The organism is Hoeflea sp. CAU 1731 (assembly GCF_039888615.1).
In the GTDB taxonomy this organism is placed as follows: domain Bacteria; phylum Pseudomonadota; class Alphaproteobacteria; order Rhizobiales; family Rhizobiaceae; genus Flavimaribacter.
Genome location: NZ_JBDQQS010000012.1, coordinates 46,923 through 71,189 on the forward strand (window position 1 = coordinate 46,923; position 24,267 = coordinate 71,189).

Consider the following 24,267-nt stretch of genomic DNA (forward strand, 5'->3'; position numbering starts at 1 on the left):
ACAGGAGAAAAACACATGAAAATCAAAACCCTCTTGCAGCCAGGCTCAGCGCTGCTGATGCTCGGTGCAATGGCGCTTCCGGCATTTGCGCAGGATACCGCCGCTGCTCCCGAGGTTGCCGTCGCGGCGACCGAGGTTCCGGTCCACACCGTCTATATTCTCAACACATTGCTGTTTGTCGTTTCCGGCTTCCTGGTGATGTGGATGGCGGCTGGCTTTTCCATGCTCGAAGCCGGTCTCGTCCGCTCGAAGAACGTTTCCATGCAGCTCACCAAGAACGTCGCGCTGTTTTCGATCGCGGCGATCATGTACTACCTGATTGGTTATATGCTGATGTATCCGGGCGACGGCTGGACGATCCCCGGCATTCTCGGCGCCTTCGGCGTTGCGACGCTGGAGCCTGTCGGCGTATCGCCAGACGCGGCCGATGCTCTTGATTACGCAAGCACCGGTTCTGACTTCTTCTTTCAGCTGATGTTCTGTGCGACCACGGCGTCCATCGTGTCAGGCACGCTTGCCGAGCGCATGAAGCTCTGGCCGTTCCTGATCTTCACCATTGTCCTGACGGGTATCCTTTATCCGATCCAGGCCTCCTGGAAGTGGGGCGGCGGTTTCCTTGACACCGATTTCGGTTTCCTGGATTTCGCTGGTTCGACGGTTGTGCATTCGGTCGGCGGCTGGGCCGCATTGACAGGCGCTCTGATCCTCGGCGCGCGCAAGGGCAAATATGTCGATGGCCAGGTTCATCCGATGCCGGGCTCCAACATGCCGCTTGCTACGCTTGGAACGTTCATCCTGTGGCTCGGCTGGTTCGGCTTCAATGGCGGCTCCCAGCTCGCCATGGGTTCGGTCGGTGACGTTGCAGACGTTTCGCGCATCTTTGCCAACACCAACACCGCGGCTGCCGGCGGCGCTATTGCTGCGCTGATCCTGACCCAGATCCTCTACAAGAAGGTCGATATCACGATGGTGCTCAACGGCGCTCTTGCAGGTCTCGTTTCGATCACCGCTGAGCCGCTGACGCCGAGCCTTGGCGTAGCCACCATCATCGGCGCCATCGGCGGCGTTATTGTGGTCTTCGCGGTGCCGCTTCTCGACAAGCTGAAGATCGACGACGTCGTTGGCGCCATCCCGGTTCACCTGCTTGCAGGTATCTGGGGCACCTTCGCGGTCGTCTTCACTAATGATGATGCAACCGTCTACGGTCAGGTCGCTTCTATCGTCATCGTCGCTGTCTTCATGATCGTCACCTCCGGTGTCGTCTGGCTCATCCTGAACGGAATCATGGGTCTGCGCGTCAGCGAGGAAGAGGAGATGGACGGTCTCGACAAGAGCGAGATCGGCGTCGAAGCCTATCCGGAATTCACCAAGATCTGATTTCCGGATCACATTCAGAAAACAACGGTCGGGGCTCTTCGGGGCCCCGATTTCTTTTGGTGAAGCCATCCGACATTTAATCAGGCCGTGCGCGTGTTCGAAACGTGGCATGGTTAATGCCGCATTAACTCACCGGCGCTAGACTTGCTCTCAATGACGGCCGCCTGCGCGCGGTCGCGCTCCGTTTGATGTCGAGTTTAGAGACAAGTGATGCAGACCAGCAATCCGATCGTTCTAGGTGGCCAACTCGTTTCAGGTTTCCGGGTGCCGGAGCTCCTGCGCCGACCGATGCGCATGCTTACCGGCGCCCTGGTCGCCTGCCTCCTGGCGCTCGCCGTTGCGGCGCTCGCCACCTGGAATGTCTCCGATCCGAGTCTCAGCTATGCGACCGGAAAGGCGCCCACGAACATCCTCGGATATCCGGGCGCGGTCTTTGCCGACCTGATGATGCAGTTTCTCGGGTTGACGGCGATTGTCTCGCTGCTGCCGCTTGTCATGTGGAGTCTTTATTTCGGCCGAAACTGGTCAATCGACCGCATACCGCAGCGGCTTCTCGCCTGGTTCTGCGGGTCGCTTCTGGCGGCGGGTTTCTTTGCCTGCATGCCGTCGCCTGGTGGCTGGCCCCTGCCGACAGGGCTTGGCGGCGTGTTCGGCGACATGGTTCTCAACCTGCCTGCATTCTTCCTTGGCGACTATCCGTCCGGCATTCTCGCCGCTGTTCTGGCGGTCGCCCTGTTCTTCCCGGCGATCTGGCTTCTGCTCTACGGCGCATTGCTGGTCTCGCGGCCGCTGGCGGTCGACAGGCCAAGATCTGCGCGCCTTGACGCGGAAATCCACGAACGCGACGAAGAAGAGGATGATGACGGCGGCTCGGCCTTCTTCCGCGCTTCCTCCCACTTAATCGGCGCATCCACGCATCTCTTTTTGCTCCTGAGGGCTCAGTTCCGGCGGATCTGCGGCCGTAATGCCGAGCCCTGGAACGGTCACCCGGACGCGCCTTACGATTTCAACGAGGATGATTTCATCCGCCTCAACAATGACGAGCGGATCGAACCGGAATTCTCCATGTTCAGTGATGAACCGCCGTTTGACGACGATCCTTCTCCGTCCCGCGCGGATCAGTGGCGGGCCGCGAATGATCCGGGCCAGCCAGGCGGCGGGGCGCGCCGCGAGCGCGCGAATGAGGATTATGACCCGGTGTCCGACTGGGCTCCGCAGACCGCGCCTGCCCGCAAGGCGTCGGAAGGGCCGTCCCTTGTCTCGCAGATAAAGCGCCCGAAACAGGGAACCCGCGTCAACAAGGAGGCCCAGGCTTCGCTCATCAAGTCCGGCGGTTTCCAGCTTCCGCCGCTGCACCTGCTCGCCGAACCGAAAAGCATCGCCAAGGATCCCAGCCTTTCGCAGGATGCGCTTGAGCAGAACGCCCGCATGCTCGAAGGGGTGCTGGAGGATTTCGGCGTGCGCGGAGAAATAATCCAGGTCCGACCCGGTCCGGTGGTGACGCTCTACGAACTCGAGCCCGCGCCGGGCATCAAGTCTTCGCGCGTCATTGGTCTCGCCGACGATATCGCGCGGTCCATGAGCGCCATCGCGGCCCGTGTCGCCGTGGTGCCGGGACGCAATGCGATCGGTATCGAACTGCCGAACCAGAGCCGCGAAACGGTCTATCTTCAGGAGCTTCTGTCGAGCCGCGATTTCGAGACCTCGAAGGCCAAGCTGGCGCTGTCGCTCGGCAAGACGATCGGCGGCGAGGGCGTGATCGCCGACCTCGCGAAGATGCCGCATCTGCTCGTCGCCGGCACCACCGGTTCCGGTAAATCGGTCGCTATCAACACGATGATCCTTTCGATCGTCTACCGGCTGCCGCCGGAGAAGTGTCGACTGATCATGATCGATCCGAAAATGCTGGAGCTTTCCGTCTATGACGGCATCCCCCATCTCCTCACGCCGGTCGTCACCGATCCCAAGAAGGCGGTCGTCGCGCTGAAATGGACGGTTCGGGAGATGGAGGACCGTTACAAGAAGATGTCCAAGATCGGCGTGCGTAATATCGACGGGTACAACAACCGCGTCGAACAGGCGCTGAAGAAGGGCGAAGCAATCACCCGAACGGTGCAGACCGGATTCGATCGCGATACGGGCGAGGCCGTCTACGAGACAGAGGAATTCGAACTGTCCCCGATACCCTATATCGTCGTCATTATCGACGAGATGGCCGACCTGATGATGGTCGCCGGCAAGGATATCGAGGGCGCCGTGCAGCGTCTGGCGCAGATGGCGCGCGCCGCGGGCATTCACGTGATCATGGCGACGCAGAGACCGTCGGTCGACGTCATTACCGGCACGATCAAGGCGAACTTTCCGACGCGAATATCCTTCCAGGTCACGTCGAAGATCGATTCGCGCACCATTCTCGGCGAAATGGGAGCCGAACAGCTCCTGGGCATGGGCGACATGCTCTACATGGCCGGCGGCGGTCGCATCCAGCGCGTGCACGGGCCGTTCGTCTCGGATAACGAGGTGGAGGACATCGTCGGCTTCCTGAAATCCCAGGGCGTCCCGGAATATCTCGACGCGATCACAGAAGACGACGACGAGGACGGCGGCGAGGGCGGCTCCGGCGGCGCCGGCAACATGGAAGATTCGGACGATCCCTACGATCAGGCGGTCGCCGTGGTGCTGCGCGACGGCAAGGCGTCGACCTCCTATATCCAGCGCCGGCTCGGCATCGGCTACAATCGCGCTGCGTCGCTCATCGAGCGGATGGAGGACGAGGGTGTGATCGGTCCCGCCAATCACGCCGGCAAGCGCGAAATCCTCGTGCCGACGGAAGAAGATAAAATGTAGGACGCCGGTGTTTCGGCGCCCGTTCCCGACTATATAGATGGACAGTCACGCGTCACACTCACGCCGCACTTCCTGTCCAGACGGGTTTGCGGATGTTCCGGCAACGAACCAAACGGATGAATGACATGGTGAAAACCAATCGCCGATTTGCATCGACCCTGAAGATGGCGGCCGCCGCCGGCGTCGTAGCCATCGGCAGCCTGGCGGCCAGCGTCGCCGCGGCGTCCGACGACATCGCCCGCAGCATCGCCGACCATTTCTCCAGCGTGAAGACCATGACCGGGGAATTCGTCCAGTTCGGACCCAAGGGCCAGCAGATAGGCGGAAAGTTCTTTATCGAGCGTCCGGGCAAGCTGCGCTTCAATTATGAAGACCCTTCGCCGGTCCGCGTGATCTCCGACGGCAAGTCGGTGGTCATCGGCAATCGCGAACTCAAGACATGGGACATCTATCCGCTGTCGAAAACCCCGCTCAAGCTGCTGCTTGGCGAGCGGATCGATCTCGGCGGCGCCATGGTCAAGTCCGTCAATGTCGACACGGACCTGACGACGGTTGTTCTCGGCGACCGTTCGATCTTCGGCAATTCGACGATCACCATGATGTTCGACACGGAAACCTACGACCTGCGCCAGTGGACCATCACAGACGCCCAGGGCAAGGATACGACCGTGATGATCTTCGAAGTCCAGACCGGCGTGCAATTCGCCGACAGCGTTTTCGAAGTGCCCTACAACGAGGTCTACGCCTCGCGCGGCGACCGCTGAGCGCCTGAGCGGCGCGTTCTGGCGACGGCCGGTGAATATCTATTAGACAGCCGCCGAATCGCCGGCCGCCGGGGTGGCTCATCCAGATTCTTTGTGGCATGTGCTTGGCTTGAAAAGGCCGACCTGCGGCCGATGAACGACAAGAGATCCGCCGCATGCAATTTTCCCTCGCGACATGGAACATCAATTCGGTCCGGCTGCGCCTGCCGCTGGTAAAGACGCTGCTCGAAACCGAATCGCCCGATATTCTCTGTCTGCAGGAAACCAAGTGTCCCGACGCCAATTTTCCGCTGTCGGAGATCAGGAAGCTCGGTTACGAGCACATCGCCATACACGGGCAGAAGGGCTATCACGGCGTCGCCATAATTTCGAAACTGCCGCTCGAGCTTGTTGACCGGATCGGGTTCTGCGATATCGGCGACACGCGGCATATTTCGGCGATCGTCAATGCGCATGGCCGGCGGATCAGAATTCACAATTTCTATGTTCCGGCCGGCGGCGACGAGCCCGATCCGGAGATCAATCCGAAATTCGCGCACAAGCTGGCTTTCCTGGAGGAGATGAAGCAGCTTCACTCCGAAATGGAACGGGGAGACGGCGTTTCCTCGATTCTCGTCGGCGATCTCAACATCGCTCCGCTGGAAACCGATGTATGGTCGCACAAGCAGCTCTTGCGCGTGGTTTCCCATACGCCGGTCGAGACCGAGGGTCTTTTGCAACTGCAGGAGAGCGGCGGCTGGGTGGACCTCATGCGCCAGCATATTCCGCCGGAAGAAAAGATCTACACCTGGTGGAGCTACCGGGCGAAGGACTGGGCCCTCGCCGACCGCGGACGCAGGCTGGACCATATCTGGTCGTCAGGCGACCTGTCGCCGCAATTGCGGAACATCAGGGTGTTGCGCGATGCGCGCAGCTGGGAGCGCCCGTCGGATCATGTTCCGGTGTTCGCGCATTTCAATATGGCGGGCGTCTGAGGAGCCAGTCGTCTCAGCTCTTGTTGTTGTCGTTGTCGAATTGCGGAGACAGCGCGTTGATGCTGTGCAGCATGGTCGCCAGGTTGGCGTTGATGCGGCGGCGTAGAAGCGTCGCGATTTGAGGATATTCCTCCATCATGCGCCGAAACATCGGGCGGCTGATGCGCAAGGTTTCGCTGTCCTCGAGCGCCAGCGCGGTGAGCTTGCGTTCGGTTGCGGAAATGATGGCGAGTTCGCCGAGCAGATCGCCCGCCATTGCTTCGCCGACCACGCGAGGCTTTCCCTTGCGGTCCTTCTGCGTCAGTTCAAACCGGCCGGCCACGATCACGAAGGCGCTGTCCGCCGCCGTGCCTTCATGAAACAGATAGCGATTCTGCTCGATCGTGCGCCGTTCAGATCCGAAAGCCAACAGCCGAAGCATTTCCTCGGAGAAACCTTCGAACAAAGGAATCTTGGATAGAAACGCAATTTCGGTATTCAGTGCCATGCGTGTCGCTCACCCCCGGTCTCCGGATATACGAGCCGCGGACCGGATTGGCAAACTGATTGCTCGCGATATCGACTCACGGAATGATCTTATAGCCGCCGCTTTCGGTGACAAGAATTTCGGCATTGGAGGGATCGCGTTCGATCTTCTGCCTCAAACGGTACACGTGGGTTTCCAGCGTGTGGGTGGTCACGCCGGAATTGTAACCCCAGACTTCCTCCAGCAATACGTCGCGCGTGACGACTTTTTCGTCGGCGCGGTAGAGGTAGCGGATGATCGCGGACTCCTTTTCAGTCAGGCGAATCTTGCCGCCCTTGTCGTCGATCAGCAGTTTCTGGCTCGGCTTGAAAGTATAGGGGCCGACAGTGAAGGTCGCGTCCTCGCTCTGCTCATGCTGGCGAAGCTGCGCGCGAATGCGGGCAAGCAGAACTGCGAAGCGGAAGGGCTTCGTCACATAGTCGTTCGCCCCGGCTTCGAGGCCAAGGATCGTGTCGGAGTCGGTGTCGTGGCCCGTCAACATGATGATCGGAGCCTTGAATCCGCCCTTGCGCAGGAGCTTGACCGCTTCCCTGCCATCCATGTCGGGCAGGCCGACATCCATGATCAGCAGGTCGATATGGTCGTTGCGGGCCGTCTGGACCGCTTTCGCGGCAGTGGTTTCCTGGCTGATGGAGAACTCTTCATAGAGTGAAAGCTGCTCCACTAGCGTGTTTCTCAGATCGTCGTCATCATCAACGAGAAGAATGGATCTGGCCGTCATTCACTACCTCCAATGCGGTCGCAACCTGCGCCTGGACCGTTACATAGGTTTTGTCTGCTTCCAGAAAAGGACTGCAGAAGCAAAAGCTTCTCTGTATCGCAGCGCAAAAAAGCGGTTACTTACATGGTTTGCAGGCATATTTGTGATCCGAAGGTGCGGAATAGAATCATGATTAACAGTGTAATGACGAATCGCCGCAAACGCCATGGAATAGATACAGTCACGGTTCGCGGCGTTCCGGGAGACGCTCGCAGGGCTCTGGTCAACGTCGGAGGGCGGGTGTTCAGCGCAGCGATCGGCAGGTCGGGCCGCGCCCTGCTCAAACGCGAAGGCGATGGCGCCACGCCTATCGCGCGCATGTCTTTGCTGTATGGTTTCTATCGCGCCGACCGACTGCCAAGACCGCGAAGTCGCCTTGCCATGAAGCCAATCCCGTCGTCACTCGGTTGGTGCGATGATTGCGGCCAAGCTTTGTACAACCGGCCGGTTACGCTACCTTTCGCGGGCGGACATGAGCGCATGTTGCGTGAAGATGGTCTCTACGACATTTGCCTCGTGATGGACTGGAACATACGGCGGCGGAGCAGGAACATGGGCAGCGCCATCTTTTTTCACCTGAAGGCCGAACCGGAGCGCCCGACGGAAGGCTGCATTGCCGTCAGTCTGCGCGACATGATATGGATGCTCGAGCGCGTGCATCGCGGAACGGCCGTCATCGTCATGCCTTGATAGGCCCTAAACCCCAAACCAGCCAATGATCGCGCCCATTGCGACCAGCACCAGCAACCAGTGCAGGCCGTCGATCAGCGTCAGGTCCCAGTTGAAACCCTGGTATCGGTGGTTGACGATCATCGTCATCAATACAAAGCCCAGCCAGATGAAGAAGGCTGACACCACTCCGTTCCACGGCGTCACCTGACCGTCGCCAAGATGGCCGATCACGCCGGCGAGAAAGAACGCCATGACCAGTTCGCTCAGGATGGAGATCGCAAACAGCATGGGCGACATTTTGGCGTCCTTGGGATCGATCCGCGCCGCCTTCATCCACGGTTTGCCGAGAACGCCGTAATAGGCGCCGCCGATCAGAAACGCCGCGATGGTTGCAACCAGAATTGCGAGATAGTTCATGCCGGCGAATATCATGGCGAAACTCCTGATCCATTGTGTGTGCGGCATTTATTATAGACTGCAAGACCGACCGGGCGCCACCAATCAGAAAAATCGCCAGACATTCGTCTTCTTGACGTCCTGATCCTCCAGTTCGCGACTGACGGGGACCGCGTATGTGGCCAGCAGCGTGAGCCTGTCGACCGGACAATAGGCCCGTTTCGGATCGCCGATCAACACGAGCGCGCCACGCGCGGCGAGCGTCGCGAACCAAGACACAAGCTGGTCGGCCATCGCCTTTTCATAGAACACGTCGCCGGCAAGGACCACGTCCCAGCCTCCATCGATTCCAGCGATATCGCCCTTTTGGATATCGAAAGTCACATTGTTGAGCGCGGCGTTGACGGTCATTGCTTCACAGGCCCAGGCGTCGATTTCGCAGGCGGTTACGGTCCTTGCGCCCGCCATTGCGGCCGCGATCGCCACCAGACCCGATCCGCTGGCGAAATCGAGCACTGACAATCCCGCCACGCAGTCGGGATTGTCGAGGATATAGCGCGCCAGGCCCTGGCCGCCGGCCCAGGCGAAGGCCCAGTAGGGCGGCGGCAGACCGGCCGCCTCCAGCTCTTCTTCCGTCTTGTACCAGAGATCGAAGGCTTCGGTAGCGACCTGCAGGGCGATTTCCGGCACATGCGGCGGCCGTACGACCCCGGTGTTGTCGAAAATGAACTGCCGCCGATCCTTCACAATCGCATTTCGCTCCGAGCGCTATTTCGGAGGATTATCCAGCCCGCCCATGCGGCAGACTAACAGATACTCATCTTCCGTCACTGGTTGCACCGAAAGCCGCGTCGATTTCACCAGCGCCATCTCGGCCAGTTTCGGATTGGCCTTGACGTCCTGCAGGGTGACGGGCTTCGGCATGTCGCAGACGGCTTTTATGTCGACGCATTCCCATCGCTCGTCCTCTGTCGTGGAATCGGGATGGATTTCCGCGCAGACCTCAACGACGCCGACCACTTCGAGACCTTCGTTGGAATGGTAAAAAAATCCCTTGTCGCCGATTTTCATGGCGCGCATGTTGTTGCGCGCCTGATAATTGCGGATTCCGTCCCACTCTTCCCCGGCGTCGCCCTTCGCCTTCTGCATGTCCCAGGACCATTTGAAGGGTTCGGATTTGAACAGCCAGTAAGCCATGTTCGTGTCTATGCCTCCGGATTGTTGAAGACCCAGTTGTAGGGTCTGATATCGACGGTTTCGAAAAGCCCGGCCTTTGCGTAGGGGTCGCCATCGGCGATGGTTCTTGCTGTTTCGGCGTCGGCGGCTTCAACGATCACCAGGCTTCCGCAGGGCTTTCCGTCAGGGTCAAGAAAGGGGCCTGCGATTTTCAGGACGCCCTTCTCGTTCAGTTCGTTCAGGTAGGCGACGTGGTCAGGTCGCGTTTCCATTCTCACGTCGAGATGTCCGGCCTTGTCGTTGCAGATCAGGGCGAAAAGCATGATGTCCTCTCTCTCTCTCTATTCGGTTTCGAATGTCAGCGGTCGCGTCATCAGCGCCTCGATAGCCTTGCCGACATCAAGTTCGGAGCGCAGGATGGCGGCGACCGCCGCCGTAATGGGCATGACGATATTCTTGCGCGCTGCGACGCCTGCGGCAATGTTTGCCGTATGGGCGCCCTCGGCGAGCGGTTTTCCCGGTGCAAGCAGCACAGCCGGATCTTCTCCACGACCAATGGCCAGTCCGAACCGCATGTTGCGCGACTGGTGGCTCGTCGCCGTCAGCACCAGATCGCCGAGGCCGGACAGTCCCGCGACCGTTTCCGCCTTTCCGCCATGCGCGGCGGCGAAACGTCCGAGTTCCGCCAAGCCCCTGGCGATCAGCGCTGCCCGCGCCGATTCTCCAAGGCCGTATCCTTCAACAATGCCGCAGGCGATCGCCAGGACGTTCTTCAGCGCGCCGCCGATCTGTACGCCTGCCAGGTCTGTTGACGAATACAGGCGAAACGCCTGTCCTGACAGGGATTCGGCAATGTATTCAGCTTTTTGCGGGTTGTCGCATGCGAGGGTCAGTGCTGTTGGCAACCTGTGGACAATATCCGCGGCAAATGCCGGACCGGAAAGAACGGCGATCGCATGTCCCGTGGTCTCTTCTTTCGTCACGTCGCTCAGCAGCAGACCCGTGTCGGCCTCCAGTCCCTTGGCGCAGACGACAAGATCGGCGTTCGGCGCAAGGTGTGGCGCGTAGGTTTGCAATGCTGAGCGCAGCGACTGCGACGGGACGGCGAGGAGAACCAGGCCGGCGCCGGCAAGGTGCGCCGGATCCGCCGTCGGCTGGACGTTAACCGGAATTTCCGCGTCGTCCGGCAGCGAGGGATGGTTGCGCGTGTTGGCGATCGCCGCGATTTTCTTTGCATCGCGACCGAGCAGCGTCACGCCCGCTCCGCGCCGGGCCACGACGCAGGCCAGCGCGGTTCCGAAGGCTCCGGCCCCGATAACGGCGAGCGATGCTGTCATGCCTTGGCGCCTCTCTTGCCGTGACCAATGACGGTTTCAGACAACGTGTCGAGAGGCCAGCGCGGACGCGGCGCCGTCTCGAGCGAGTCCGCCTCCAGGCCGGCCGCCATCCGCTCGGCGGCGGCCCAGGCGATCATGACCGCATTGTCGGTGCATAGATTCAGCGGCGGCGCGACGAAACCGAAACCGTTTTGTGTGCAAAGGGTTTCAAGCGCGGCGCGAATGGCGGCGTTCGCCGCCACGCCGCCGGCGACGACCAGTTGCGGTGTCCGGCCTGTCGTCCCGACTTCCCGATGAAAGCGATCGAGCGCCCGCCCAACCCTTTCGGTAAGCGTATCGACGATTGCGGTCTGGAACGAGGCGCAGATGTCGTCGATATCTTTTTCGTCCAGCGGCGCATTGCGTTCCGCGGTCTGCCTGACGGCTGTCTTCAGTCCGGAGAAGGAGAAGTCCAGCCGGCTTTCCCCGCGCAACGGCGTTGGCAGGTCAAAGCGGCGCCCGTCGCCTGCGCTGGCGGCTTTTTCCACTGCCGGTCCGCCCGGATAGGGAAGCCCCAGAAGCTTGGCCGTCTTGTCAAACGCTTCGCCCAGCGCATCGTCGATGGTCGTGCCCCAGCGCTGGTAGTCTCCGACGCCGCGCACGAGAACCATCTGTGTGTGTCCTCCGGAGACGAGCAGCAGCAGATACGGAAAGTCGAGATCATCCGTCAGCCGCGCCGTCAGAGCATGGCCTTCCAGATGGTTGATGGCGTAGAGGGGTTTGCGGCTCGTCGCGGCGATTGCCTTGGCGGTCATCAATCCGACAATGAGGCCGCCGATCAAGCCAGGTCCGGAGGTCGCCGCTATCGCATCGAGGTCGCGCAATTCTACGCCGGCGTCGTCAAGCGCCTGGCGAATCAAGCCGTCGAGAACTTCCACATGGGCGCGGGCCGCGATTTCCGGAACCACGCCGCCATAGGCCGCGTGTTCCTCGAGCTGGCTGAATACAACATTGGAAAGTATTGCGCCGCCTTCGGAATCGCGACGCACCACTGCGGCAGCCGTTTCATCGCAGCTCGTCTCGATTCCCAGAATCAGTGTCTTGGCCGGCATGGTCGCGATATTTGCAGTTGTCGGAGTTCGGCGTTACCAGTGCTTCTGGTAATTGTGGAAAATCATATATGCAAACAAAACCTTTGCGCATCGGCACCAGAGGCAGCCCGCTCGCCCTTGCCCAGGCCCATGAGACGAGAGACCGCCTGATGGCGGCTCACGGTCTTTCGGAAGACGCATTCGCCATCGAGGTCATATCGACCCAGGGCGACAGGGTGACCGACCGGCCGCTTTCCGAAATCGGCGGAAAGGGATTGTTCACCGAGGAAATCGAGGCGCGGCTTTCCGTTGGGTCCATCGATATCGCCGTGCATTCCTCTAAGGACATGCCGACCGTGCTTCCGGACGGCCTGGACCTGACCGCCTTTTTGCCGCGCGAAGACGTCCGCGACGCCTTCATAGGCCGATCGGCGGGCGCGATCCGCGATCTTCCGCGCGGCTCCACGATCGGCTCGTCCTCACTGCGTCGGCAGGCGCTCGTTCGGCATTTGCGGCCGGACATCAACGTCATTCCGTTTCGTGGCAATGTTCAGACGCGATTGCGCAAGCTGGAGGAAGGTCAGGTTGACGGCACGCTGCTTGCCTGCGCCGGGCTGAAACGGCTCGGCATGGAGCACGTCGCCACCGACGTCATGGAGAGCGATGATTTTCTGCCGGCGCTCGGTCAGGGCGCAATATGCATCGAAAGCCGGAGCGACGACGCGGCGACGCTGAAGCTTCTTGCCGCGATCAACCATAGCGATACGCAGGTCGAACTCCTGTGCGAACGCGCCTTTCTAGCTGCTCTGGACGGTTCCTGCCGGACCCCGATCGCCGGGCTTGCGCGCGTCAACGGGCAAGTTTTGAATTTTCGCGGCATGGTGCTGTCGCCAGACGGGCAGTCGCGTCACGATGCTTCTGTCGAAGGATCGGTCGCGGATGCGCAAGCCCTGGGCCGGGACGCCGGAGAGCGGATTCGCAAAGAGGCTGGATCCGGCTTTTTCGCCGATTGGGGATGAGGTTGTGCGGGTTCTGATAACGCGTCCGGAGCCTGGCGCCGCGAGGACCGCTGACCGGCTGCGTTCGATTGGCCATGAGCCGGTCATGCTGCCGCTGACCAGTACCGTCGGACGTTGGGACGATATTCGTTGCCTTGACGCGCAGGAGGTGGGCGCCTTTGCGGCGACCAGCGGCGCCGCGATCCGTAACTGGCGGGAAGTTGGCATTGCGCCAGACAAGTTGCAGACGCCGTTCTACGCCGTGGGAACCGCGACCGGAAAGGCCGCTCTCCAGGCCGGGTTCAGCGCTGTCCATGCGGGATCCACCGACGCCGCCGCCCTGGCGTCCACCATCGTTGCGGATTATCGCAGCGGGCGCCTGCCTGTTACGCAGTTGCAGCCGCTCGTCTATCTGGCGGGTGCAACTCGAAAAAACACGTTTGAGGCAGGTCTTGCCGCGGCGTCAGTACCGTTTCAGACCGTTGAAATCTATGAAATCGTGAAAGTAAGTCATTCAACTGACTATTTGCGACGCGTATTCGTCGACAATCCTGTTGACGCGGTTTTGTTCTACTCCGGGGTGGCCGCATCCTGCTTCTTCGATGTAACGATGGGCGAGAAAATTGATAAGGCTTTGAATAACATATGTTATCTTTGCATAGGATCGTCCATTCTCGCCGCAATTCCCGAAGAATTCACCGCGCAATCCGCTGTCGCGGATCAACCGGACGAACCCTCTCTGTTTGAGCTCCTGGAGCGCATTGCTCAGGATAAAATCTGATTTCGACCCAAAACGGCTTTCCCACTTCATTGCGCCGTTTTAGCTTCTGATACAGGTTTAAGACGCGCCAGATTCTCCGGGCGCGGTGTCCAGGCGTCATCTTCCAGGAAAGAATCCCAAATGGCACAAAGCAGCAAACCCAGGCATTCGAAAACGACGAAGAAGCCCGTCACGATCGATCTCGAACCTGAGTCGGTGAAATCCGGGGAGACCATCTCCTCCTCGAAAGCCCCCTCTACAGCGACGACCGGCGCAGGCGCTCAATCCGCCTCGACCAGTGCGAAATCGGCCGCCGCCGCGTCGTCATCGACAGCGGGGGCTACGAAGGCGGAAGCTGAAAAACCGGAAACCGGCGCGACGAAAGCTGCCGACGACAAGCCGGAATCAAAGCCTGCAAGCGCCACGAAAGACGACGCCAAACCCACGGCGGCTGCGTCTGAAAGCAAGGCGGGCGCATCAGGTTCGGCGCGCCCGACGCAGGATGCAACGCCGCGCTCTGCCCCGACTGGACCGAAAATAGGCGCCTCGGCGTCGTCCGGTTCATCCGCGAGGTCCTCCGCCGCCTCATCCGGCGCGCCTCCGTCAAGTGATGCGACGCCGGCCAGGAAGGAAAAATCCGGCGGTTCGGGCGCGCTCCTCGCCGGGCTCATTGGCGGGCTTGTGGTTCTCGTACTCGGCGGCGCGCTGATCTGGTCCGGCGTCCTTTCGGGCGGTGGTTCGCCGACTGGCGCCGCCGGTTCGGATCTGGAGGATATGCGCAAGGCGATTTCCGATTTCGAGGATCAGGCGAATTCTCAGATTTCCGGACTCGCCAAATCAGTGGAAGACCGGATCGCTTCGCTGCAGCAAACCACCGCCGCCCCGTCGACCGACAATAGCGACCAGCTCCAGGCGCTGCAGAAACAGATCGCCGATCTGTCCTCGCGCATCGAGAGTCTGGGAACCGGTGACGCCGACACCGGCTTGAAGACACAGATCAGCGCCCTTGCAAGCGCGCAGAAGCAGTTGCAATCAACGATGCAGCAGGTGCAAAGCCAGGCGTCGGCTCTCGCCAGCAAGATCAGCGCGCTGGAAACATCACAGAGCCAGGCGTCTGCGGCGCTGGAAACGCGACTGGCTGCTGTCGAAAAGACGCTTTCGGGACCGCGCGAGGACATCAAGGTCGCTCGCGCGCTGACGGCCGCCAATCTCAAGTCGGCGATCGATCGAGGCGGCCCGTTCATGGCTGAGCTCGAAGCTTTTGCAAGCGTCGAGGGCACAAGTCCGTCGGTTGACCAGTTGCGGCCGCTGGCGGCCAGCGGCGTTCCGACACGGTCGCAGCTCCTGTCGGAGTTTTCTTCCGATGCAAGCCGCATCATCGATGCGGCCAACGGCGCCCCGAAAGATCAGAATGTCTGGAACCGTCTGCTCGACAGCGCCTCCTCGGTCGTCACCGTGCGTCCCGTAGGGGAAGTCGCCGGCGACACGCCGGAGGCCATCGTCGCGCGTGTCGAGAACCGCCTGAAGAATGGCGACCTGATGGGCGCCGAGAATGAGTGGAACACGTTGCCGCAAGGGTCAAAAGACGCGTCCGCCGCCTTCGCGCGGGATCTGAAGGCGCGTATCGAGGCCAACCAGCTCGTCTCGACGATGCTGTCGGGCGCATTGCCGGCCGCGTCACCGCCGCCTGCGGCGTCGACAACCAGCGAAACCGGCGCGGCAGCCGCGGACGCCGCTGCTCCATCCACGGCGACCGATACGGACGCCGCAAGCACGGAAGGCACGAACTGAGATGATCCGTCTGCTCTTCTACGTACTCGTCGTCCTGCTTCTTGGACTGGGCTTTGCATGGCTTGCCGATCGACCCGGCGATCTGGTCATTACCTGGCAGGACCGCCAGATCGAAATGTCGCTGATGGCGGCGGCGACAGCGGTCGCGGTTCTCATCGGCGCTATCCTGCTTGTCTGGTGGCTTGTCCACGCCATTCTCGTTTCGCCCCAAACGGTCAGCCGCTATTTTCGGGCCCGCAAGCGGGACAGGGGATATCAGGCGCTGTCGACCGGGCTGATCGCAGCCGGCGCGGGCGACGGGGTCGCCGCGCGCAAGATGACGAAACGAACCCAGGGCCTGCTAAGCGCGGACCAGGAACCTCTGATCCATCTCCTCGACGCCCAGACCGCCCTGATCGAAGGCAGGAGCGAGGATGCGCGCGCCAAGTTCGAGGCGATGGCCGAGGATCCGGAAACCAGGGAGCTGGGCCTGCGCGGTCTTTATATCGAAGCCCGCAAGGCAGGCGCCAACGAGGCCGCCCGGCACTATGCGGAAAAAGCCGCCGAGTCGGCTCCGCAGCTACCCTGGGCGGCCGAAGCGACGCTCGCTTACCGCTCGGCGGAGGGCAATTGGGATGATGCGATAAGGCTGCTCGAGAAGCAGCGTCTTGGCCGGGTTATCGACAAGGCGCAGTCCGACCGCAAGAAGGCTGTGCTTTTGACGGCGCGCGCCCATGACCGTCTCGAAGGCGGAGATGTTGCGGGGGCCCGCACCGACGGGCTGGAGGCGAACCGGCTTGCGCCCGAGTTCGTTCCGGCGGCGATCATCGCCGCCCGGGCGCTGTTCCGCGAGGACAATCTGCGCAAGGGATCATCGATCCTGGAGAAATTGTGGAAGAAATCCCCGCATCCGGAGATCGCCGAAACCTACGTGCGAGCCCGTCCGGGCGATTCGACGCATGATCGGCTCAAGCGGGCGCAGAAGCTTGAGAGCATCAAGCGCAACAACGCCGAATCGCTCTACATAGTAGCGAAGGCAGCGCTCGACGCCCATGAACTGAAGCTGGCGCGCGACATGGCCGAGGCGGCGATCCGGATCAAGGCCCGCGAAAGCACCTATCTGCTGCTCGCCGATATCGAGGAAGCAGATACGGGCGATCAGGGTCGCGTCCGCCACTGGCTGGCGCAGGCGGTGCGTGCGCCGCGCGACGAAGCCTGGACGGCTGACGGCTATGTCGCCGAAGAATGGGCGGCGGTTTCGCCGGTGACCGGCAGGCTGGATGCTTTCGAGTGGAGGGTGCCGGTCGAGCAGCTTGCCGAACCGATCGAGCACGCGGAGATGGTTCGCGGCGACGCGGAGCGGGCGATCGCCAGCCTGCCGCCCGTTGCAGTTCCGGAAACGAAGGAAACCGTAGTCGTCGCCGATTCGGATCCTGTGATCGAGCATGTCGAGGTTGAAGCGCCTGTTAGGGATAATGCGGTTGCGGCGGAACCGGTCATCGTTGAACCGGAAAAAGCGGCGGTCGTCGAACCGGAAAAGGGACCGGACGAGCCGACTGAGCCTGAGCCGGAGCCGGCAACTCCGGAGTCCGTAGCCGAAAAGCAGAAAGAGCCGGAGCCTGAACCGCCTGCAGCGGAAAAACCTGCGTCCGAGGCGGATGTCGATGTAAAAACCGAAACTGCACCCACGCCCGCGTCCGCGCCGGATCCGGAACCGGTCAAGCCGGAAAAAGCCGCCGGCGAAGCAAATGCCGAAGCGAAAACAACCAAGCGCGAGCAGAAGGCGCTCGACGGTGAAGCCGCTGTGATGGAGGCGGTCGACGGCGGCAGCACGCATATCGTCACGGACGCCGTCGGAAAGCGAACCGACAGAGAGCGGGAATCGGCGTTCCTGTCCAAACCCCCGGATGATCCCGGGGTTGACGAGACACAGGAAGACGAGGAGCCGAAATCACGGTTTCGCTTGTTTTGACTTCACTTTTTGCAATAGTCTGACCTGGGCGGGCGACGTTCCCGGAAAATATTTCGGGATGCGCCGGTTGGCGGGCGCAAGCAAGGTTCAATACACCGATCCAAGGCAGGGTGATGTTCGACAAGTTGGGAAAATTTCTGCAGAGTCTGGCTGGCGATGAAGAAAAGCCGGAATTCACCCGCGACGACCCTCGCGTGGCTGCGACGGCGCTGTTCTTTCACGTGATCGACGCCGATGGCGTGATCGAGGCGAGCGAACGCGACAAGATCGCGCAATTGGTGCAGAAGTCCTATTCGCTGGATGAACGGCAGCTGGCGCAACTTCTCGATGTGGGAGAGCAGGCCGAGGACGAATCGATTGATTTCTATGCCTTCACGAGTGTCCTGAAACGTTCGCTCGACGCCGAGCAGCGGGTTCAGTTCATCGAGCTTCTCTGGGAACTTGTCTATGCGGACGGCGTCAAGCACGAACTGGAGGAAAGCGTGGTCGGACGCGTCGCAGAACTGTTGGGCGTATCCGACAGGGACCGCGTGATCATGCGGCAACAGGCCGAAACCAGGACCGACACGGAAGACGATGGCTGACGCGCCGGGCACACGCAATGATCTTCAGCCAATACTTGTCATACTCCACCAGGCTCACTCCAGCCCGGGTCGGGTCGGGCAAATGCTGCACAAGGCCGGATTTCCTCTGGAAACAAGACGGCCTGCTCTGGGCGACGCTCTGCCGGATACGCTCGATGGCTATGCCGGCGCTGTGACGTTTGGCGGACCGATGAGCGCCAATGACGAAGACGAGTTCATTCGCCGCGAGATCGACTAGCATGCAGTCCCGCTGAAAGAAGACAAGCGCTATCTCGGCATCTGTCTCGGCGCCCAGCTGCTTGTACGCCATCTCGGCGGGAAGGTTGCAAGCCACGAGGACGGGTCTGGCGGAGATCGGCTGGTATCCACTGGAAGCGACTGAAGCCGGAAGGGATCTGATGGACTGGCCGCAGATGGTCTATCAGTTTCATCGCGAGGGGTTCAGTGTGCCGCACGGTGCGAAATTGCTGGTGACGGCGCGCGACTATCCCAATCAGGCTCTGCGTTACGGCCGCAACGCCTGGGGCATCCAGTTCCATTCGGAACTCACCCAGGCGATGATGCATCGCTGGGTGGTGCGCGCCGAAAACCGCTTTGTGCTGCCGAACGCCCAGCAAGGTCGCGAGCACCTCAATGGCCGGCTTCTCTACGACACGCATTTGCGGCAATGGCTGGGGCATTTCCTGGAAATCGTTGTCGGAGCGAAAATCCAGGCCTGACCGGACGACCTGTTTCAGCTTTCCCGGCCGGTAGATCATAGCGGGAACTTTCCGGCTGCATTTCAGCGCGTTTTATGGTATAAATCCTCATTCGAGCGGGAAGGATTTCCGCATCCCGGATACCTCGAAAAGCGAATTCCCGAAACAAAGCCAAATCGTCACGAAGACCCGAAAATACTGATTCCCGAAACAAAGCCAAATTTGTCCTGTGCTACGCTGCCTGGGTCTGAAAAATTGAAAATCGCGATTTCCCGAAACAAAGCCAGATTGCGATAGAGGCTTGCATCGGGCAGGCAAATGCTGTCGAAAAGTTTATTAAATATCTGTTTTAATAGAATATATTAACGTTTATCGATCGACGCGATTGAGGTGCTGGATCCTGCGCAGTTGCGGGAACCAGGCCGCCCAGAGCGCGGATACGCCCATTGAGGCGACGCCGCCGATCACCACGGCGGGAACGGCGCCGATCAGGGCGGCCATGCCTCCGGCGCGGAATTCGCCGAGTTCGTTGGAGGCGCCGAGGAAGACCATGTTGACGGCGCTGACCCGGCCGCGCAGTTCGTCCGGCGTCCAGAGTTGAATGAGCGTTTGGCGAACATAGACCGAAATCATGTCCGCCGCGCCCATGAACGCCAGGGAGCCAATGGATAGCCAGGCGACGGTCGACAGGCCAAAAACCACCATCGACAGCCCGAACAGGGCGACGGCGACAAACATGGCGAGGCCGGCGTGGCGGTTGATCGGATACGTCGCGAGGAACACCGCCATGGCGATCGCCCCGACGCCCGGCGCCGAGCGCAGAAGCCCCAGTCCCCATGGACCGAGTTCGAGAATGTCGCGCGCGAAGACGGGCATCAGCGCCACGGCGCCGCCGAGCAGGACCGCGAACATGTCGAGTGAAATCGCCCCGAGCACCACGCGTTCCCGCCAAATATAGCGGAAGCCGGCCGAGAGCGTTTCCCAGTCTTGCATCCGGGTCGAACGCGCCTGTGGCGGTTTCGGAATGACGAGAATAAAGACCGTCGCCAGAGCAAACAGGAACGTGGCCACGAGGTAGGGCACAGTGGCGCCCAGCCCGTAAAGCAGGCCGCCGGCCATGGGGCCGGCGATCGTCGCGGTCTGCCAGGAGGTCGAATTCCAGGCGATGGCGTTGGCGAGGTCCTCCTTCGGCACCAGATTCGGCGCAAGCGACGTCGAGGCTGGGGAAAAGAAAGCGCGGGTGACGCCGAGCCCGACAAGAATGACGAAGACGGGCAGCGGCGATGTCAAACCGCCAAGCGTCAGCAAAAACATCAATGCGCCAAGGACGAAGCCGGCGATCTCGCATATGGCCATGATCATGCGACGGCTGTAGCGGTCCGCCGCCGCCCCCGTCGCCAGAAGCAGCGCCAGCGCCGGAACAAACTGGGTCAGGCCGATCAGCCCCAGATCGAGCGGGTCGCGCGTCAAATCGTAGATCTGCCAGCCGACGGCCACGGCGATCACCTGCATGGACAGGGCCGAAAGCAGCCGCGCCAGCCAGTAATATGTGTATGATTTGTGCCTGAAGGCGGCGAAGCGATCCGCCCGCGCCTCTTTATCGTGCGGCATGGGCGCTCGCGAGAGTTTGAAACATGAAAATCTTATAGCGCCTCGGATTGGTTTGCACAGCGTCTTTTGTTGCCGCGCCGGACTTGCCGCTCATGGTCTCAATGTTTACATGTCGGTCTGCACCAAGAAGGGAGACTGCGATGTATGCACTGTTCCAGACAATAGATCTGGCTCTGAATATCTACATCTGGTTCGTGATCGGCAGCGCGATATTCTCCTGGCTTTACGCCTTCAACGTGGTGAACACGAACAACCGCTTTGTGGCCATGATTGGAGAGTTTCTGTACAAGGTGACGGAGCCGGCGTTGCGACCGATCAGGCGCATCCTGCCGGATCTCGGCGGCATCGATATTTCCCCGATCGTCCTGCTGCTCATCATCTATTTCTTTCGCCTCTTCCTGTGGAACTCCATCTATCCCATCGTCGCCGGGTGACAATGTGCGGTCCGGCTGGTTCCGGTTCGTTCCGGATGGACTTGAGATTACCGTCCGGCTGACGCCGAAATCCTCCCGTGACGCTCTCGACGGGGCTGACAATGGCGCAGACGGCGCTGTCTGGCTGAAGGCCCGTGTCCGGGCCCTTCCCGAAGACGGCAAGGCCAACAAGGCGCTGATCGCGCTTTTGTCAAAGAAAAGCAGAGTCGCCAAAAGCCGCATACGCCTGCAGTCAGGCGCGACGTCTCGGTTCAAGACACTGGTTCTGGGATGCAGCGAATGCGAAGCGCGGGAGGCGATCAAACGCCTCCTCGCCTGAAGACGGAAAAGCCGGTCAGGCGTTGGCGCGGTCGATCGCTTCCTTGATCAGGCTCTTGGCGACGTTGGCGGCCTGCCAGTCGCCGATCTTGACCCACTTGCCGGGCTCCAGGTCCTTGTAGTGCTCGAAGAAGTGCGCGATCTGCAGCAGGGTGATTTCCGGAAGATCGGAGAAATTTTTGACGTTCTCGTATCGTTTTGTCAGATGGTCGCTCGGCACAGCGAGGATCTTCTCGTCCTGACCGGCGTTGTCTTCCATGATCAGCACGCCGATCGGGCGTACATTGATGACGCAGCCCGGAACCAGCGGCCGGGTGTTGCAGACGAGAACATCGATCGGATCGCCGTCGTCCGACAGCGTGTGCGGCACGAAGCCGTAATTGCCGGGATAGGCCATGGGCGTATAGAGAAACCGGTCGACGACAAGCGTGCCGGCTTCCTTGTCCATTTCGTACTTGATCGGTTGCCCGCCCACCGGAACCTCGATAATGACGTTGACGTCATCCGGTGGATTGCTACCTATCGTGATGGCTTCGATGCGCATGTCTGTTCCTGTATTGCCTGTTGCGGAAGCGAAATAGACCGCCTGACGCTGCAGTGCAACAATTGATTTGGAAAACGCGCCATATCAGGTCACGACCAGACGAAAGCCACCTTCTTCAATGGGCGCCGGTCGAAAGTCTCCGACCCTTCCGCGATATCCACGCCGCCAAGCCCGGTGTAAAAGCCGATCGCCCGGCTGTTTTCTTCAAGCGTCCAGACAACCATGCCCCGGCAGCCAAGCGACGCCAGCAGACGCCGGGCTTCGCCAAACAGCCTGCGGCCGAGGCCGACGCCCTGATATTCCGGCTTGAGATACAGTTCGTAGATTTCGCCTTCCTGGGGCAGCGAGCGGGCGCGGTTCAGACCAAGCGTCGCATATCCGGCGATCATGCCGCCGACTTCCAGCACAAGGATGCTGGTCGAGCCTCGGATGGCGCGTTGCCACCACTCCTGGCTGCGCCGTTCCAGCATGTTTCTGAGCGTCTTGTACGGAATGATGCCGGCATAGGCCTCATTCCAGGCCGCGCGATGGGTTTCCGAGATCGCCAAGGCGTCATCGGGCTCTGCGCGTCGTACATCTATCGCCAGCGTCGTCATGGTGGAATCCTACCCCGTCCGGAACAGAACGCGAAGCAAGAATGAAATCTGGAGGCGGTCTACCCACAACTATCGCGGCGCCTTCCGTGCCTGCAGATTAACGGATTCTTAACCGTTCACGCAAGCGCCATTGTGGCGATGCAGGACAATTCCAGACCGGACGAACAGAGCGGGTTTCAGGCTGAGGCCCTGGTCTTCTCGAAACGCTTGCGTTCATGCGGATCGAGGTAAAGCTTTCTGAGCCGGATCGACTTCGGCGTCACTTCGACCAGTTCGTCGTCCTGGATCCATGACAGGGCGCGCTCAAGCGTCATGCGGATTGGCGGCGTCAGCCGAACGGCCTCGTCCTTGCCGGCGGCGCGCATGTTGGTCAGCTTCTTGCCCTTGAGCACGTTGACCTCGAGATCGTTTTCGCGCGTGTGGATGCCGATGATCATGCCGGCGTAGACCTTCTCCCCGGCGTCGATGACCATGGGCCCGCGATCCTCGAGATTAAACAGCGCATAGGCGACCGCTTCACCGGCTTCATTGGACAGAAGCACGCCGTTGACGCGGCCGGCGATGTCGCCCTTGAAGGGCTGATAGTCGTGGAACAGACGGTTCATGATCGCGGTGCCGCGCGTGTCGGTCATCAACTCCGACTGGTAACCGATCAGGCCGCGCGTCGGCGCATGAAACACCATGCGCACGCGGTCGCCGCCGGAAGGGCGCAGTTCGACCATTTCGGCCTTGCGCTCCGACATCTTCTGCACGACGACGCCGGAATGCTCCTCGTCGACGTCGATAACGACTTCCTCGACCGGTTCGAGCATCGTTCCGCTGTCGTCCTTCTTGAGCACCACCCGGGGCCGCGAGACGGCGAGTTCGAAGCCTTCGCGGCGCATCGTTTCGATCAGGACGGCGAGCTGCAATTCGCCGCGGCCGGAGACCTGGAAGGAGTCCTTGTCTTCCGATTCCTCGATCTTCAGCGCGACGTTGCCTTCAGCTTCCTTGAGCAGCCGGTCGCGGATGATGCGGCTTGTCACCTTGTCGCCCTCGGTGCCGGCAAGCGGCGAATCATTGACGATGAAGGACATGGTGACCGTCGGCGGGTCGATCGGTTGGGCTTCCATCGGCTCGGTCACTTCCGGCGCGCAGAAGGTGTCGGCGACCGTGCCTTTGGTCAGACCCGCGATAGCGACGATATCGCCCGCCTGGCCTCCTTCGACGGGTTGCCGTTCGAGACCGCGAAAGGCGAGGATCTTGGAGACGCGTCCCTGTTCGAGCGTCTTGCCGTTGCGGTCCATCACCTTGATCGGCTGATTCGGCTTTACGCTTCCGGAAAAAATGCGGCCCGTAATGATACGTCCGAGAAAGGGGTTTGCTTCGAGTATCGTGCCGATCATCCGGAACGGACCTTCCGCCACGCTTGGCGCCGGCACGTGCTCGACAACGAGATCGAACAGCGGCGTGAGGCTTGCGTCCGCCGGCTTGTCCGGTTCGGGGGCCAGCCACCCGTCGCGGCCGGAACCATAGAGGATCGGGAAATCAAGCTGCTCGTCGGTCGCATCAAGGGCGGCAAAAAGGTCGAAGACCTCGTTGACCACCTCGTCCGCGCGGGCGTCCGGACGGTCGATCTTGTTGACGGCGACAATCGGCCTCAGGCCGACCTTGAGCGCCTTGCCGACGACGAATTTGGTCTGGGGCATCGGACCTTCGGCCGCGTCGACGAGCACGATCGCGCCGTCCACCATGCTCAGTATCCGCTCCACCTCGCCGCCGAAATCGGCGTGTCCGGGCGTGTCCACAATGTTGATGCGGACATCGTTCCATAAAACCGAGGTCGCCTTGGCGAGGATCGTGATGCCGCGTTCCTTCTCCAACTCGTTGGAGTCCATGACGCGCTCGGCCACGCGCTGATTGTCGCGGAAAGCCCCCGACTGTTTGAGGAGTTCATCGACAAGCGTCGTCTTCCCATGGTCGACATGGGCGATGATCGCAATATTGCGGAGGTTCATGGATACGTCTCGAATTTCGTGCGCTCGCTGGCGTCACAACCAATTTGCTGCGGCTCTTACAGGGTTTTCATGCCGGTTGGAAGCCC

General features: G+C 60.9%; 24 protein-coding genes and 1 pseudogene. 13 read left to right on the forward strand and 12 right to left on the reverse strand.

Annotation, left to right across the window (positions count from 1 at the left end; genetic code table 11):
• Nucleotides 1-15 precede the first annotated feature (15 nt).
• The 4 genes from AAFN47_RS18985 (at nt 16) to AAFN47_RS19000 (ending at nt 5,962) form a co-directional block, all read left to right on the forward strand.
• Entirely contained in the window at nt 16-1,377 is a 1,362-nt protein-coding gene (locus AAFN47_RS18985; protein ID WP_499810823.1) for an ammonium transporter, read from the forward strand.
• Between the two features lie 210 nt (nt 1,378-1,587).
• Nucleotides 1,588-4,224: an FtsK/SpoIIIE family DNA translocase gene (locus tag AAFN47_RS18990; RefSeq protein WP_499810824.1), complete on the forward strand. Its 2,637-nt coding sequence runs from the start codon at nt 1,588-1,590 to the stop codon at nt 4,222-4,224.
• 92 nt (nt 4,225-4,316) lie between these two features.
• Nucleotides 4,317-4,988, forward strand: coding sequence for an outer membrane lipoprotein carrier protein LolA (locus tag AAFN47_RS18995; protein WP_499810825.1), 672 nt, complete (start codon nt 4,317-4,319; stop codon nt 4,986-4,988).
• 155 nt (nt 4,989-5,143) lie between these two features.
• Nucleotides 5,144-5,962, forward strand: coding sequence for an exodeoxyribonuclease III (locus tag AAFN47_RS19000; protein WP_499810826.1), 819 nt, complete (start codon nt 5,144-5,146; stop codon nt 5,960-5,962).
• A gap of 13 nt (nt 5,963-5,975) precedes the next feature.
• Here AAFN47_RS19000 and AAFN47_RS19005 read toward each other — a convergent pair whose 3' ends face one another.
• Both AAFN47_RS19005 and AAFN47_RS19010 read right to left on the reverse strand, forming a co-directional pair.
• Nucleotides 5,976-6,449, reverse strand: coding sequence for a cyclic nucleotide-binding domain-containing protein (locus tag AAFN47_RS19005; protein ID WP_499810827.1), 474 nt, complete (start codon nt 6,447-6,449; stop codon nt 5,976-5,978).
• Nucleotides 6,450-6,525: 76 nt separating this feature from the next.
• Complete coding sequence (locus tag AAFN47_RS19010; RefSeq protein WP_220229109.1) at nt 6,526-7,209, reverse strand: response regulator transcription factor; 684 nt, start codon at nt 7,207-7,209, stop codon at nt 6,526-6,528.
• Nucleotides 7,210-7,377: 168 nt separating this feature from the next.
• Here AAFN47_RS19010 and AAFN47_RS19015 point away from each other — a divergent pair, with 168 nt between their 5' ends.
• Nucleotides 7,378-7,938 carry a L,D-transpeptidase family protein gene (locus AAFN47_RS19015; protein ID WP_499810828.1) on the forward strand — a complete coding sequence of 187 codons (561 nt, stop codon included), beginning with the start codon at nt 7,378-7,380 and terminating at the stop codon, nt 7,936-7,938.
• Between the two features lie 6 nt (nt 7,939-7,944).
• On the opposite strand, the gene AAFN47_RS19020 is transcribed toward AAFN47_RS19015, so the two are convergent.
• From AAFN47_RS19020 to tsaD, 6 genes are all read right to left on the reverse strand, one after another.
• Nucleotides 7,945-8,352, reverse strand: a complete 408-nt coding sequence (locus AAFN47_RS19020; protein ID WP_499810829.1) for a DUF1761 domain-containing protein — start codon at nt 8,350-8,352, stop codon at nt 7,945-7,947.
• Nucleotides 8,353-8,421: 69 nt separating this feature from the next.
• Nucleotides 8,422-9,066 carry a class I SAM-dependent methyltransferase gene (locus AAFN47_RS19025; protein ID WP_499810937.1) on the reverse strand — a complete coding sequence of 215 codons (645 nt, stop codon included), beginning with the start codon at nt 9,064-9,066 and terminating at the stop codon, nt 8,422-8,424.
• Nucleotides 9,067-9,084: 18 nt separating this feature from the next.
• Nucleotides 9,085-9,513, reverse strand: a complete 429-nt coding sequence (locus tag AAFN47_RS19030; RefSeq protein WP_499810830.1) for an EVE domain-containing protein — start codon at nt 9,511-9,513, stop codon at nt 9,085-9,087.
• Between the two features lie 8 nt (nt 9,514-9,521).
• Nucleotides 9,522-9,815: a YciI-like protein gene (locus tag AAFN47_RS19035; protein ID WP_499810831.1), complete on the reverse strand. Its 294-nt coding sequence runs from the start codon at nt 9,813-9,815 to the stop codon at nt 9,522-9,524.
• An 18-nt stretch (nt 9,816-9,833) separates the two neighbouring features.
• Nucleotides 9,834-10,829, reverse strand: a complete 996-nt coding sequence (locus AAFN47_RS19040) for an NAD(P)H-dependent glycerol-3-phosphate dehydrogenase (protein WP_499810832.1) — start codon at nt 10,827-10,829, stop codon at nt 9,834-9,836.
• On the reverse strand, nt 10,826-11,920 hold the full coding sequence (tsaD, locus tag AAFN47_RS19045) for a tRNA (adenosine(37)-N6)-threonylcarbamoyltransferase complex transferase subunit TsaD (protein WP_499810833.1): 1,095 nt from the start codon (nt 11,918-11,920) through the stop codon (nt 10,826-10,828). Before tsaD ends, AAFN47_RS19040 begins: the two co-directional genes overlap by 4 nt.
• A 68-nt stretch (nt 11,921-11,988) precedes the next feature.
• On the opposite strand from tsaD, the gene hemC reads away from it, so the two are divergent.
• From hemC to AAFN47_RS19075, 6 genes and pseudogenes are all read left to right on the forward strand, one after another.
• Nucleotides 11,989-12,918: a hydroxymethylbilane synthase gene (gene hemC / locus AAFN47_RS19050; protein WP_499810834.1), complete on the forward strand. Its 930-nt coding sequence runs from the start codon at nt 11,989-11,991 to the stop codon at nt 12,916-12,918.
• Complete coding sequence (locus tag AAFN47_RS19055; protein ID WP_499810835.1) at nt 12,839-13,678, forward strand: uroporphyrinogen-III synthase; 840 nt, start codon at nt 12,839-12,841, stop codon at nt 13,676-13,678. The genes hemC and AAFN47_RS19055 overlap by 80 nt, the downstream gene beginning before the upstream one ends.
• 120 nt (nt 13,679-13,798) lie before the next feature.
• On the forward strand, nt 13,799-15,448 hold the full coding sequence (locus AAFN47_RS19060) for a COG4223 family protein (RefSeq protein ID WP_499810837.1): 1,650 nt from the start codon (nt 13,799-13,801) through the stop codon (nt 15,446-15,448).
• A gap of 1 nt (nt 15,449) precedes the next feature.
• Nucleotides 15,450-17,399 carry a heme biosynthesis protein HemY gene (locus AAFN47_RS19065; RefSeq protein WP_499810838.1) on the forward strand — a complete coding sequence of 650 codons (1,950 nt, stop codon included), beginning with the start codon at nt 15,450-15,452 and terminating at the stop codon, nt 17,397-17,399.
• 113 nt (nt 17,400-17,512) lie between these two features.
• Nucleotides 17,513-17,983, forward strand: a complete 471-nt coding sequence (locus AAFN47_RS19070) for a tellurite resistance TerB family protein (protein WP_499810839.1) — start codon at nt 17,513-17,515, stop codon at nt 17,981-17,983.
• A pseudogene (locus tag AAFN47_RS19075) lies at nt 17,976-18,702 on the forward strand (glutamine amidotransferase). The gene AAFN47_RS19070 and the pseudogene AAFN47_RS19075 overlap by 8 nt, the downstream one beginning before the upstream one ends.
• Nucleotides 18,703-19,050: 348 nt before the next feature.
• On the opposite strand, the gene AAFN47_RS19080 reads toward AAFN47_RS19075, so the two are convergent.
• Nucleotides 19,051-20,292, reverse strand: a complete 1,242-nt coding sequence (locus AAFN47_RS19080; RefSeq protein ID WP_499810840.1) for an MFS transporter — start codon at nt 20,290-20,292, stop codon at nt 19,051-19,053.
• A gap of 140 nt (nt 20,293-20,432) precedes the next feature.
• On the opposite strand from AAFN47_RS19080, the gene AAFN47_RS19085 reads away from it, so the two are divergent.
• Together AAFN47_RS19085 and AAFN47_RS19090 are read left to right on the forward strand one after the other, a co-directional pair.
• Nucleotides 20,433-20,726, forward strand: coding sequence for a YggT family protein (locus AAFN47_RS19085; RefSeq protein ID WP_499810841.1), 294 nt, complete (start codon nt 20,433-20,435; stop codon nt 20,724-20,726).
• Between the two features lie 4 nt (nt 20,727-20,730).
• Complete coding sequence (locus AAFN47_RS19090) at nt 20,731-21,045, forward strand: DUF167 family protein (protein WP_499810842.1); 315 nt, start codon at nt 20,731-20,733, stop codon at nt 21,043-21,045.
• Between the two features lie 15 nt (nt 21,046-21,060).
• Here the strand turns inward: AAFN47_RS19090 and ppa are convergent, their stop codons facing one another.
• From ppa to typA, 3 genes are all read right to left on the reverse strand, one after another.
• On the reverse strand, nt 21,061-21,588 hold the full coding sequence (ppa, locus tag AAFN47_RS19095; protein WP_499810843.1) for an inorganic diphosphatase: 528 nt from the start codon (nt 21,586-21,588) through the stop codon (nt 21,061-21,063).
• An 89-nt stretch (nt 21,589-21,677) separates the two neighbouring features.
• The gene (locus tag AAFN47_RS19100) at nt 21,678-22,184 is read right to left on the reverse strand and encodes a GNAT family N-acetyltransferase (RefSeq protein ID WP_499810844.1); all 507 of its coding nucleotides are present in this window, start codon (nt 22,182-22,184) and stop codon (nt 21,678-21,680) included.
• 176 nt (nt 22,185-22,360) lie between these two features.
• Complete coding sequence (gene typA / locus AAFN47_RS19105; RefSeq protein ID WP_499810845.1) at nt 22,361-24,181, reverse strand: translational GTPase TypA; 1,821 nt, start codon at nt 24,179-24,181, stop codon at nt 22,361-22,363.
• Nucleotides 24,182-24,267 lie beyond the last annotated feature (86 nt).